This is a genomic window from Xanthocytophaga flava, assembly GCF_030068545.1.
Lineage (GTDB): Bacteria > Bacteroidota > Bacteroidia > Cytophagales > 172606-1 > Xanthocytophaga > Xanthocytophaga flava.
This window is the reverse complement of record NZ_JASJOR010000017.1, coordinates 74,598-88,120: the sequence shown is the minus strand read 5'-3', so window position 1 is coordinate 88,120 and position 13,523 is coordinate 74,598. Positions and strand designations below refer to the sequence as shown.

Sequence of the window (13,523 nt, the reverse complement as noted above, 5' to 3'; positions counted from 1 at the left end):
AATTCAATAGAAAGGCTATATCTTAAAACACATTTCTTATGAGTAAATCTAAAAAACAATCTATCAAACCATCTAAAGAACCATCGTTAAAAAAACAGTTAGCCACTCAGTTAACTGCAACCATTTTTGAGTTTCTGGAAAAGGCATTAAACAAAGCTGCTGATAAAAAGAAAGGCATAGTAAAATCAGGGAAGCTGAAGAAGCTTACCCGAAAAGCAAGTAAGAAAGCTGTTAAGCAATTACGGAAAGCACAGGAATCTCAAAAAAAGGTATTGGGAAAAGTAAGTGCAGAAAAAATAAAACAAGTAGCAGATAAAGTTGTTCCGGTGGCAAAGGAAGCTACAAAAGCTTCTTCAACAAAGGATTCAACCAAAACTACACAAACAAAGCCACTTAGTGACAAAACGGTTTCTCAACCAGTTCAGTAAAAGAAAAAAGAAAACTGATCCGAAAAATACCATGATTGAGAGGAGCAAAGGCAAGAGGGCTGTTACCGGATCAGTTTCTCAGAGTACAAGGTTTGCAGATTATCTCTGATCTTTAGTAATTATAAGCTAAGCTGACTGGACGGGCAAAATTCAGTGTTACCCATTATGAAGGGTTCTGATAGGGTAATCTATTGATAGAACATACCCTTAAGGATATGAGTAAATGGGTTATCTAAGCCTAAAACTGAATTCTACAAAGTAAGCACCCGATGAAATACATTATGTATTCCACCGGATACTTGCGTTTTGTATACTTTATGTATAGAAACAATTCATCGTAGATGAGTCTGGGTTTACTACTTTTATTCTTTTATTGAGATAAAAGTTTCTACCTCAGACTGGTCGCCATTGTTATATTTTTTCCCGTGGACTGTAAAATCAGCTTTATAAGCCCGGTTCAGGTTTGTATTTTGCCATATTTCTACCCAGGTATTCACAATTGCTTCAGGCATTTTACCTTTTGAAACAAATTTTTGGTAGGCTTCTTTTTCAATTGTGATTCCTGTAAAACCTTCAGGAATATTTTCCAATGAACTTACGGATGATCCAATAATGACACTGTAAGGACCAGTGAAGTCGGTTTCATAATCGGTGTAAACGGCGTAAATATCATCATTGACTTTGTTGGGAATTTGATTTTGAATTTGTTCGCCCCAAAATTTGCCCCACACTGTCTCAATGTCTCTGGCAGATTGTCCGTTTTGATTCGTTGTTCGGATAGAAATACCTATCACATAAAATTTCTGGATAATTTGATTGTGCATTGTTTTGGATTTTTGGTTGATATTGGTGAGTGGGCTCCCACTGAGAATAACTTACCTGTCTAGGTATTTGGTGGTAGCGTTTTTCGTAACTAGTACCATTTTTTATGCTACAAATTTCAAATACACTATTGACAACCCTATGTCAACAGGGATAAGTATTTTTTATGCTCGCTTCAAAATACTCCTCAGTGTGGTGTAAATATTGAATTGAGGCTTCCATAAAAGGAGGAATACCAATGAGGCAGTGCCGTAGCCAATCACACAGATATCAGAAATCTTCGGAATAAATTTTTTGGGTAGATTTGAATTGTCATCGATTAAGCACATTTTCTGCTTCTCAGCTTTTTTCGTCTAATTCTCTCTACGATTCTTTATCAATTTTGCTTTTGAATGTACTTTATAGTAGCAGTGCTTGCACTCCGACAATTGGCATGTTTAAACAATGCAAAGTTGCACTTTGAGTCATCTTCCTCACACCAGGTTTGAGAAAACCTTCCTGCTGTCTGACGGAAATGGTTTCAGATTCTCATCATAGAAGAATAAATGTATTGCAAATGCTAAAAAATGTCATTGGAGTTTTATGGGGTAGAATAAATTTGTAGATTCAGTGCCATTGATCTGCCAAAGACTAAATCGCATCCTATTGATTTTCAGAAAGCACATACCGACCTATCCATTATCGCAATACATAGAGCACATTATTTATGCCAATGGTCCACAGCACTTTCCCTATCTGATGGAATTGCCTGATGGAAGAATAAACCTAGTTATTGAACTCCGGGATCATACCACCAATACCCTATTTACAGAAGCCAGTTTTACAAAGGGTGATACCGCCGAGCCCGGTTTTACCGGTGAGCATACCATGAAGCATGGTTGGATTTCAGGAGCCAATGCCAAAGCTATTGTCTATAAAAATAACAAGGATTCTGCCATTCTAAGTATTCGCTTTGCTGTTGGTGGTTTTTACGCGCTTACAAAGATTCCCATGTCTGAGATTATTCATCCCGGTCTGGAAATCGAACTCCTCCTTGGTAGTTCTTTTAGCAGGCTCTACCAGCGACTGGTGAACGAAACCGATATTGATAAGAATTTCTGTCACATTGAATCCTATTTTCAAAACTATATTCAGAACAATAGCTTTGAAACATCGGTTGTTAAATTTATCCATACAAATATCCATCAACCTATCGACTGGCTGGTGAGCAGATCAGGGTATTCGCAAAAACACCTGATCCATATGGTAAAAAAAGAAACAGGATTTTCGCCAAAATATCTACAGCGTCTGCAACGGTTCCAAAATGTGCTGGGCTCTTTGCGGCAAGCCAGCGGGCAGGTAAACTGGGCATCAATCGCCAATGAGCATGCGTATTTTGACCAATCTCATTTCATTAAGGAATTTATTCACTTTACCGGGCTTAGTCCGCTGGAATACTTCAATCGTAGTTTAGCATCGGAACATAACAAACTGTTGACTGATATCCAGCTTTTTTAGGGAAGTAGTGAGAATAGGATTCTATAGGTAAATTTTTTACAATGCCTTGCTTATCAGGGTTTGTACCTTTGGTGTATAATCCTAATAAGATTACCAATCCTAAAAAACAGTAACCATGGCTACAATCAACGATCTGCGTATCTCTGACTTCCGCATCTCTGTTCCACAAACTGAACTGGACGACCTTTTGTCCAGGCTGAAAAACACCCGCTGGATAGCCCAGCCAGAGGGCTCAGGCTGGGGGTATGGCACTAATGCTGAGTATCTGAAAGAACTGGCTGATTACTGGGTAGGTATCTACAACTGGCGTACACATGAGGAAGCCCTAAACCAATTGCCGCAGTACACCACCGTTATCGATGGCATTTCCATCCATTTTATTCATATCAAAGGCAAGGGTTCTGCGAAAAAGCCGTTATTGCTGATTCACGGCTGGCCGGATTCATTCTATCGTTTTCATAAGATCATTCCCTTGCTTGCCGCTTCCGATCCTTCCTATGACCTGATTATTCCTTCCATACCGGGGTTTGGGTTTTCAAGTCCTCAGGCTGTGAATGGCGATGTGTCTGCTATCCTGTTTCACCGGCTGATGACAGAAGTACTGTCGTATACGCAATACTTTGTGGCTGGTGGGGATATGGGTACACTTATCGGGAAATCCATGGCGGTGCAGTTTCCTGAACAGGTAAAAGCCTTACACCTTACCGATGTGGGCTATCCCGACGGCCAGGAAGACTGGAGCACGATGTCGCCGGCCGAACAGGCGTTTGGGCAGATGATTCAGGGCTGGTTTTTCAGTGAAGGGGCTTTCAATATGATTCAGTCTACCAAACCACAGACGCTCGGTTACGGACTCAACGATTCTCCGGTAGGCCTGGCGGGATGGTTACTGGAAAAATTCAATGCTTGGAGCGATAACAAAGGGCATATCGAAAATAGTTTTACAAAAGATGTGCTGATCACAAACATCATGATCTACTGGATAAGCCAGTCGATCAACAGTTCCATCCGGACGTATGCCGAGAATGCAAGAGCCGCTTACACCGGCGGACTGAAATCCTCTCAGAAAGTCAGTGTACCCACCGCCGTATCCTTGTTTCCGGGAGAAGCTCAGTTTCCACAGGAATGGGCCGAAAGAAAGGTCAATCTGGTAAGCTTTACCAAACCAGAAAAAGGAGGGCATTTTGCGGCACTGGAAGTACCCCAGATATATGCAGCTGAATTAAATGACTTTTTTGGAAAGCTGAAGCTGGATTGACCGGTTAAGATTTATTCCGGATAGGTTTTTGGTTTTAAAGTGACTTACCACTTCCAAAGGCATGTAGGGATTCCTGCCTGCTTTTAACCCTGGAAGCGATTGTTGCCTGTCTGTTAAGCTGATGAGTAAACACCAGATCGAGACCACTGACAGACAGGATATTTACCATCTATTCCATTATACGCAATCTGACACTGCCCCATTATCTGCCAGTTGACTCTTTCAACAAAGCATACATACTCTCATCCAATTCCGGTTGTTTGCCTGGTTAATCTAAATATAGTACCTTGCTCTTAGGAATGAAAAGAAACAGGCTTGAGTCCGAATGAACTATCGTAGAAAAGCACAAATAAAAACCTGATTTATCGACGATAATAGCTGAAGTAGTACATGCGAAACAGTGAAAAAGAGGGCGCGTTGCTCATCTGTTGTAATCGGGTAAACATGTCAAGCTGTATTTAGCAATTGCTTTCTACCCGTAGACCTGCTTTTCGGATGTCAATTTGTTGAAAATTAAATGAAATTTGAAGTTTGTTATGAAAAAAGCATTGCTCCTCCTTTGTGTCTTTACCGTACTTGTTTTACATGTTGGACTAGCCCAGTCTACCCAAAGTACTACTGTCGGTAAAAGTACTTTTACCAATCCGCTGTCTGTACAATTGGGTGATCCATACATATTGTATACAAATGGAATGTATTACCTGTATGGAACCGGTGGAGCAGATAAGGGATTTGCCGCTTATTCCTCAAAAGATCTGGTAAATTGGAAACCGGAAGGGCAGATTTATTTTCATAATAATAAAAACGGCTGGAGTGACCCAAATGCCAGTTGGGGAGGAGCTTACTGGGCTCCTGAAGTATATGAGATGAAAGGAAAATTTTACCTGTTTTATAGTGCGCAATGGAAAGTAAATCCTACTAAGGAAGTGGAAAATTTCCGGATTGGCGTAGCCGTAGCCGACAAGCCTACCGGACCTTTTATTGACCTTTCCAGCAAACCTGTTTTTGATCCTGGGTATCCAGTCATCGATGCCAATGTCTTTTTTGATACAAATGGCAAAATCTATTTGTATTATTCCCGTTGCTGCTACAAACATCCGGTGAAAAGCGAAGTGGCAGCATTGGCGAAAGAAAAGGGATGGTTTGAGGAAATTGAAGAAAGCTGGGTTTACGGCATTGAACTCAAACCTGACTTTTCAGGCGTGATTGGAGAACCTGTCTTAGTGTTGCGGCCACCGATTCAAATGAGCGATACACAGGCAGAATGGGAAAGCCGCTCGGTTACTGAGCGTGAAGTAAACCGTCGCTGGACAGAAGGGTCAGTTACCTTTAAAAAAGACAACCTGTATTACATAATGTATTCGGCTAATCATTTCGGTGGAGCACATTATGCAATCGGATATGCAACCTCCCACTCCCCACTGGGTCCATATAAAAAAGCCGATAACAATCCTGTTTTACAGAAAAACACAGGAGAAGGCGGATTAGTAACGGGTACAGGTCACAACAGCATTGCCTACTCGCCGGATGGGAAAGAAATGTTCTGTGTGTATCATGGGAGAACAGCCAAAACAGGAGAGGAACGAGTTGTATTTATAGATCGTATGCAGGTGAAAAACGGAAACATAGAGGTTTACGGTCCGACTACTATCCCACAAAAGCTTCCTTCCGGAGTAAAGACAACCTCTTCAGGCAAGTAGCTTCGCCACTGTCCCTGGTCTGCTAGGATTCGGTCACTTCAAGCGAAATAGATGTATCGAACAGCAAGAGTCCTATGAACCCTTGCTGTTCGATTATAGAAACAAAACAACCGGAAGGTTTACAAAAAGAGCTTGTCAAAGGCTATAAATCGCATTTTGAATGTCTGGCATTGAATTAGTTCAGCTCAAAAGCCAATACCCAATAGTCAAAATGCAACTGGATTCAAATCAATCCCTATGTTACGCAACTACTGGACAGTATCCTTTCGTAACCTGGTTCAAAACCAGGTCTGTTCCTTCAGTAAGATGGGTGGGCTGATACATTTTTTAGCGTCTTTTACCCGCAGATATTTGCCGATTATTCTTTTTGGCCATTCAGCGTGGAACCGGCCTGAATGACAGCTTGATTGACAGCCCGGATTTGGTCAGTATTCATTTTTTCCACCTGCCTGTCATAGGTTAGCACACCGTTCACCTCATGCTCGACATCAGTTGTCTGAGTGTAGATCGCCACGCTTAGACCTCTGTAGCGCATCAGTTGCTCAACCTGGTCAAGCAGTAAAACGTAGCGGTCAGTCAGAGCTGCTTTAGTAGGTTCATATGCGTAGGCATTGTTTTCCACTGGCCACATATGGCCCCGCACAAACAAACCTACTCCTCCGAATTCACCCAGCGAGGCGGCCCGTTTTTCATCAGGCTCCGATGCTCCATCGGGACCGATGTAAATGTGGGTATCGACAAAATCACCGTTTCTGGGATCGCCATAGGCTTTTTGATAGGATGGATTGTTATTGAAACCTGAGTTGCCGTTGACCAGTCGGGATGGATCATACTGCTTAACCCAATCAGTTATACCGATCACATCAAAAGCGCCCCAGTTTTCATTGAAGGGGACCCAGGCAATGACCGACGGGGAGTTGTAATGCTGATCGATGATCGCTTTGAGCTCGTTTCGAAACGTGGCCCGGGTGGTTAATGTATCTTCATCGGGATACCAGATGGCGGGCATGTCTTGCCAGACCAAAAGGCCCAGCTTGTCGGCCCAATAATAAAACCGGTCAGGCTCTGTTTTCATGTGTTTGCGGATCAGGTTATAGCCCGCTTTTTTGGTATACTCAATGTCGAATTTGAGGGCCTCTTCCGTTGGCGCGGTCAAGATTCCGTCTGGCCAGTAGCCCTGGTCCAAAAGACCAAGCTGCATGAGAAACTGCCCGTTCAATAAGGGCCGGACTACGCCATTGACCTTACCCAGCTTAACATCGCGCATGCCCATGTAGCTTGTCACCTGATCAGAAACTTGTCCGTCTGCCGTTTTGAGGATGAGTTTTACATCATACAGAAAAGGTGAATCTGGAGACCAGAGTTTGGGGTTGGCAATCGGAACATAGAACGCCGTCCCTGTCTTGGCTTCGGAACGGGCTACTTCCTTTTTTCCATCCAGCACAATGGCCGTAACGGAGGCGACCTCACCAGCAATGGAAGTCCCGCCGGCCTTAACTTCTACTCTGAGACGATTTCCAGCAAGGTCAGGCAGCAGCCTTAACGTCTGGATGTACTGGCCATTAACTGGCTCGAGCCATACTGTTTGCCAGATGCCGGATGTAAAGGTGTAATCGCCCCGGGGACCGTTTTTTCCCGAAGGCGTTCGTCCGTCGTTGGCATCATAGGCGGCCACTACCAGGCTGTTTTCTCCTTTTCTCAAAAAGGCAGTGATATCAAACCAAAATGCGTCATACCCACCGGCATGACTGCCCGCTTTCTGGCCGTTGACAAAAACGGTTGCCTTGTGATCGACCGCACCGAAGTGCAGAAGAATCTGCTTGCCATTCCAGGAATTGGGCAAGGTAAACGTACGCTGGTACCACATGTTGATCTCCTGCTTACGATGAACACCCGAAAGCACTGATTCGGGACAATAGGGGACCCGTATTTTTTCACTCGTTGCCGAAAACTCCACGACATGGGTGGGGTTGTTAGCCGAAGCGACCGATTGGCCGCCCTGGTAATTCCACATTCCGTTTAAACAAAGCCACTCGCTACGCTGCAATTGTGGGCGCGGGTATTCACCCAGTGGTAAGGCAGACGCCAGGGCAGCTTTGGTCCAACGGGTTGGCAACTCGGCCACGTGAATGGGCGATGGGGCTAGCTGGGCCTTAGCGCCTTGAGTAAAGAAAAGAAGGCTGGCAGCCAGCATCACCGAAAGAGAAAGAATGTGTTTTAGCATAAAGATTGGCACAAGTGGCAATGAGTATCACATGAAGACTGGTAGAAGGTCAAGGGTATGACCAGTCAGCCAAAAATAGACAGAAAAAGAATGTTAAAAACAGTTATACATAGCAGATTGCCCGTTTATCATAGCTTTCAGCATCAGGGTTAGTACCCGGCTTTTACAGCATAAATGGAACAGAGTGCGGTAGTTAAAAAGTAGTAGTTAAATTAAATAATTTAAGATAGTGCGAAAGAGGTAACCTACTCAGCAAACGTCCATTACATTGACACTCTATTACCTTTGACCAGATTATTTGGCCATCAAGGGGTATTATGCTGATCTAGGGTATACTGTTCTTGGTGCTAATCATGAAAAAATCATTAACTTTTTTATAAAAGAAGAATTTCTATGTTAAAGTAAAATATAGAATCAATAATCTACCCTCATCTTGATCGCCTTTTATGCATAGACCTCTTATGTGAGATAATTTAGATTAGCTTGCTGAGATAACATTGTCTTCTGGACTATCTGATTCCAGCGCTAACACAAGCATAGCTGCAAGCTGTTCCTCTCGATATGGTTTTTGCAATATATTTGACCGGCGCGTTGAGCTCATACGCTCCATCATAAGTGCATCTGTGTAAGAGGTAATATAAATAACAGGTAAATCTGAGAAGGTACGAATGATCTCCATCGTTTCAATGCCATTTAGTTTACCTCTCAATTGAACATCCATCAGAATCAAGTCTGGTATATCCTTTTTTAGTATCTCTATAGCCATTTCTCCTTCGGTTACTGTATCCACAACCTGATAGCCCAACTGTTTTAACTGAAGAGAAAGGACGAAGGCGTTTAATATTTCATCTTCTACCATCAACACTTTTATCATAGTGGTACAGAGTTAGTAAGAGTGTTAAAATGAGAGAAGTTTTATGCAGTAATCAGTCTGAAAATAAGCTTCTCAGAAAATGTAAACAACCTGATCAAAGAAATGTTTAAAAACTGACTGAGATTTATATCAAAGCTAAAACGGTTAGATCTATTTGTAAATAAGGGAAAATAACCCTTTTACGCTGATTACTTAGGGGGAGGTGATACTAATGAATTATCACTAGTTTACAAGTGATTACTTTTCTGAATTTAAGCTAATAGTAACTTCGTCATTTATTTTATTGGGAGTGATAATTGTAATAATGCTCTTTTTGATATGATTTAATCTTCTGGTACAAGAATTTATCACCTGTATATTCTACACAATTGATTTAGTAGATGAACTTTGTGATCAAAAATAGTAAAACAGTACTTTACATAACTTTTGGGGTATCTTTGTTATTGGTGGCACTGCTTGTCTTTCTCAGTTATGACCTTACTATGCAGCATAACAAAACAGAAAACCGGGTTATACGTTCCTATCAGATACTTACTGAAGGAGAACGACTGTATTCGTATTTAAAGGATGCACACCGGAGCCATCATACCTATCTGTTAACGCAGGATACATCTTTTCTGACCTTTTATCTACAGGTTCAACCTCAGATGATTAAAAGTCTGCAAACCCTTTCTACATTGACAGCAGATCAGCCTTTGATGCAAAAGCAGCTTGCTGTAATCAGAAACCACATTCAGATAAGTCTGAATCAATGGACTAAAAACAGGGAACTTGTAGACAGACAAGTGATGAAATCCGTTATTGGTGTAGGTAAAAGGGAGAGAGATCAACAGGAAAAAGATAGGATTATGGTGGAATTGATTGGTCGTGAGCTGAATGCGCTACAACAACAGGAGCAGCAACTACTCATCTCTCGTGAGGCGGCACTGGATACTGCACGTGAGCGCCATTCTATTCTTACTCTAATCATTGGGTGTGTTGTATTCCTGCTTTTATTGCTTTTATGGAAATTACTTCAGGTAAAGCTTAGACTACAAGATACCTTCAATCATATACTGGAAAAAAAGGTTGAGGAACGTACCTTAGAACTCCAGTATCTGAATGAGCAACTCCAGAAAGCCAATCAGCAAATCAAGTCCAGCGAAGACGAAATACGCCAACGTATTGAGCAAGTAGAAGTTAAAAAACAGCGGTTTGAACTGGCTTTATTGGGAGGCAATCTGGGGATGTGGGATTGGAACCTTGTGTCTGGACAGGTGACTTATAACCAGCGTGAGGCAGATATGTTGGGTTTCTCTCTGGCTGAAATTCAATCTAGTCCAAGCCATGAACTGGATAGCAGGAAAGAGAATTCGAATGACTGGATTACCTGGATACATCCTTCTGACGCTCCTTGGGTACTGGATCAGCTTGAATTGCATCTGAAAGGAAGCATTCCCTTCTTTCAGGTAGAGCATCGGTTACAACGAAAAGACCAACAGTGGATATGGGTGATTAGCAGCGGTAAGGTACTTGCCTGGAACGAAAATAAAAGGCCTGCCCGTATTGTTGGTACTCATCTGGACATTACAGATCAGAAAGAAGCAGAAAAGAAAACACGTTTTCAGGCTCATCTGCTTGAACTAATTGATATTGGCATTATCTCTCTTACCCAATCACTTCAGATCCGTAGCTGGTCCAACGGTGCCCAGGCTATTTTTGGATTAACCAGTGAGCAGACAGTAGGTAAACAACTCTCCCAAGTATTGACTATTAAGCCCAAAGATAACTCCAGTGTTAGTACGTTGTATGAGAATCTGAATCAGCGACAAACATGGAAAGGTGAAGTGCTTATTTTTACTCCCGATGAGCAGACGCATTCTATTTTTCTAACCTTTTCACGTTTTACGGATCTGGATGAGGATGAAGGATATATGCTGGTCTGCAAAGACATAGAGGAAATAGCCACTATCCAACACCAATTAAAAGAGCATCAATCGTATATACTCTCAGCCATTGAAAACTCGGCTGATTCTATTTTTGGCTTAAATGCCCTTTTTGAGTTGCTTTTTTATAACACTGCCTACAAAGAAAGCTGGCGACAAAATTGGGGATGGGACGTTCACATAGGAGATGACATATCACTTATGATAAGTGAACAAGGACGAAAAGTGTTGATTGAAAACTGGGTACGGGTTCAGCAGGGTGAAAAATTTAGCTATGAATATCAATATACTTATCCAACTAGTGAAATGGAGGGGGGGCTGAATAGAAAGTTGTATTTTGAAGTATCCGTACATCCGATTTATGGCCTGGGACAGGACGTAATCGGAATATCCTACTTATATCGTGACATTACCGAAAAAATACGGATACGCAAACAAATTGAGCAAATGCAGACAGAGCTTCTCTCCAATAAACTCAAAGAACAGCGCGTACAGGCGAATGCACTTATAGAAGGACAGGAACTGGAACGAAAACGGCTTGCACGCGAGCTTCATGATGGACTGGGTCAGATGCTGAATGTGTTGAAAATGCAACTGGTACAACAGATGGTTCCTCTGGATTCACGTCTGATGTTAGATCAGATCCTGACTGAGTTATCGGCGATGAACAATAACCTGATGCCATTGGTCTTGCAGGATTTTGGTCTACATGCAGGCATCAGACAAATAGTCGAACAGTATCAGAAGGTGACAGGTATTGAAATATACTATTTTTCTGATCTGGAAGGAACACGTTTCGATTCAAATCTGGAAGTAAGTGTTTACCGAATGATACAGGAGGCATTAAGTAATGCTGCAAAATATGCTAAGGCGAGTCATATTTCAGTGCAAATAACACATACAAGCACTAATCTGCTGCTAATGGTAGAAGATGATGGTATTGGTTTCGAACCGCAGGCACCCTTTTTGTCAGATCGGAAAGGTTTTGGCCTTCTCAACATGCGGTTTCGAGTAGAAACGTTAAAAGGAAGAATCTTTATTGAAAGCCAAATCGGCAGAGGCTGTGTGATTAACATTGAAGTACCTTTATCCACACACTTTATCTAATATATTCAGTCATCTACTATATTAAAGAATACGAAAACGTATACAGGAGATGGCCTGATTTTTTTTCAATCTCCTGTATAGCACTGTAACGAATTAGGCTCTTACCTGATTTGTCTGGTTTTTGAATATATAAGCTGATTCAGATGGATAAGCCAATTACAGTAGTACTTGCCGATGATCATAGTATCGTTCGCCAGGGAATCCGGTTAATTTTAGAAAAAGATTCTACTATCCAGATAATAGGAGAGGCTTCTGATGGTGTACAAGCTCTTGCCCTTATCAAAGAATTTACGCCACATGTTCTCGTCAGTGATATTGCCATGCCAAATCTGAATGGGATTGAACTCGTTCAGCAAATCAACCGGTTATCCATTCAGACAAAAGTGCTTTTTCTAAGCATGCAGGATAAGGAAGAATATATTATAGAAGCCATGCAACAGGGTGTACTTGGCTTTCTTCCCAAATCCACTGTTGGAGAAGAACTTGTCACTGCCATCCACCAGATCGCTCAGGGGAAGGAGTACTTTAGCGAATCTGTCTATAATACAGCTTTCAAAGCCATTCGTTCACTGCATCAACGTGTAGAGATCCGTTTAACTCCACGGGAAAAGGAAGTATTACAACTATTGGCACTGGGACTTAGCACCAAACTGATTGCAGACCGACTGGTGGTCAGCGAGTATACCATTTCTAATCATCGGGCGAACCTGCTTAGAAAGCTAGCTGCCCAAAACGTGGCAGAACTTATCAGAAAAGCATCTGAACTTAATCTGCTGGATTGAAAATCTGTTTTGGAAGTAGGATTTACTCTTGTGTATAGCATTTTTTTGAATATTTTTTATCCCACTACTTTAGGTTTCTAGTTCTGATTCAGCCAGATAAACCTAAAGTTTGGCCTACTAGTTATAAATCACTAGTCCACCTTCCCTAAACTTACTACTTGCCATGCCCCTTGAAGTAATCAACTAAAAAGGGTCTTTTCTACTTATTTACAGAGATTTATTCTCAGCCTATCTTTGAGTAGAAAATAGTTACTTATGCCAGGAGCAGATATGCATTCTCTTAAATATTCTTTGTTGACAGCAAAGCTTCCTTTTACAACAAAATCTGTATGTAAATTCATCAACTAATTATAAATCAACCGAATTATGAGCGTAGAAACTGCCAGTGTTCCTCTTTCTTACTTATCCTTTCGTCTTGAAGAGGAAACTTTTGCTGTCAATGTGGCGAAAGTACTCGAGATCCTTGAAGTACCCTATATTACAAGAGTTCCTCATACCCCCAATTATATTTCTGGCATAATCAATCTTCGTGGATCAGTATTACCTGTAATTGACACACGCATTCGTTTTGGTTTGCCCCCCACTGATTTCACTGTAAATACCTGCATTGTAGTTCTGCAGGTCACCATTGATAACCAGTCCATCGTTTTGGGAGCTTTGGTAGACAGTGTACAGGAAGTACTTCAAATCACGGATGGACAGATTAAACCTTCCCCCAGTCTGGGGTCTAACTATAGATCTGAGTTTCTGCTTGGGTTGGTCAAGACAAAAGAGCACTTTGTGATGTTGCTGGATATGGATCAGGTCTTTTCAGCCGAAGAGCTAACAGCTGTTTCTCAATCAGGCCAAGTAGATTGAGTCTATCCCGATAAGCTTAATTTACTTTATACCAACTTATTTATACCC

At 41.7% G+C, this 13,523-nt stretch carries 10 protein-coding genes; 7 read left to right on the top strand and 3 right to left on the bottom strand.

What is annotated here, in order from left to right:
• Positions 1-38 precede the first annotated feature (38 nt).
• A complete protein-coding gene (locus tag QNI15_RS23115; protein WP_313995059.1) occupies positions 39-428 on the top strand; it encodes a hypothetical protein in 390 nt (129 codons plus the stop codon).
• Positions 429-790: 362 nt separating this feature from the next.
• On the opposite strand, the gene QNI15_RS23110 is transcribed toward QNI15_RS23115, so the two are convergent.
• Positions 791-1,252: a GyrI-like domain-containing protein gene (locus tag QNI15_RS23110; RefSeq protein WP_314033778.1), complete on the bottom strand. Its 462-nt coding sequence runs from the start codon at positions 1,250-1,252 to the stop codon at positions 791-793.
• Positions 1,253-1,895: 643 nt separating this feature from the next.
• Here QNI15_RS23110 and QNI15_RS23105 point away from each other — a divergent pair.
• The 3 genes from QNI15_RS23105 to QNI15_RS23095 all read left to right on the top strand — a co-directional run bounded on the left by QNI15_RS23105 (position 1,896) and on the right by QNI15_RS23095 (position 5,705).
• Positions 1,896-2,747, top strand: a complete 852-nt coding sequence (locus QNI15_RS23105) for an AraC family transcriptional regulator (protein ID WP_313995052.1) — start codon at positions 1,896-1,898, stop codon at positions 2,745-2,747.
• Between the two features lie 115 nt (positions 2,748-2,862).
• Entirely contained in the window at positions 2,863-4,005 is a 1,143-nt protein-coding gene (locus tag QNI15_RS23100; protein ID WP_313995049.1) for an epoxide hydrolase family protein, read from the top strand.
• A gap of 536 nt (positions 4,006-4,541) precedes the next feature.
• A complete protein-coding gene (locus tag QNI15_RS23095; RefSeq protein ID WP_314033776.1) occupies positions 4,542-5,705 on the top strand; it encodes a glycoside hydrolase family 43 protein in 1,164 nt (387 codons plus the stop codon).
• A gap of 358 nt (positions 5,706-6,063) precedes the next feature.
• On the opposite strand, the gene QNI15_RS23090 is transcribed toward QNI15_RS23095, so the two are convergent.
• Complete coding sequence (locus tag QNI15_RS23090) at positions 6,064-7,929, bottom strand: glycoside hydrolase family 2 protein (protein WP_314033774.1); 1,866 nt, start codon at positions 7,927-7,929, stop codon at positions 6,064-6,066.
• 478 nt (positions 7,930-8,407) lie between these two features.
• Entirely contained in the window at positions 8,408-8,803 is a 396-nt protein-coding gene (locus QNI15_RS23085) for a response regulator (RefSeq protein WP_313995040.1), read from the bottom strand.
• Positions 8,804-9,285: 482 nt separating this feature from the next.
• Here QNI15_RS23085 and QNI15_RS23080 point away from each other — a divergent pair, with 482 nt between their 5' ends.
• The 3 genes from QNI15_RS23080 (at position 9,286) to QNI15_RS23070 (ending at position 13,475) form a co-directional block, all read left to right on the top strand.
• Positions 9,286-11,835 (top strand): PAS domain-containing protein, encoded by a 2,550-nt coding sequence (locus tag QNI15_RS23080; protein ID WP_314033772.1) that lies wholly within the window; start codon positions 9,286-9,288, stop codon positions 11,833-11,835.
• A 143-nt stretch (positions 11,836-11,978) separates the two neighbouring features.
• Positions 11,979-12,617, top strand: a complete 639-nt coding sequence (locus QNI15_RS23075; RefSeq protein WP_314033770.1) for a response regulator transcription factor — start codon at positions 11,979-11,981, stop codon at positions 12,615-12,617.
• Between the two features lie 366 nt (positions 12,618-12,983).
• A complete protein-coding gene (locus tag QNI15_RS23070) occupies positions 12,984-13,475 on the top strand; it encodes a chemotaxis protein CheW (RefSeq protein ID WP_314033768.1) in 492 nt (163 codons plus the stop codon).
• The last annotated feature ends 48 nt before the right edge of the window (positions 13,476-13,523 follow it).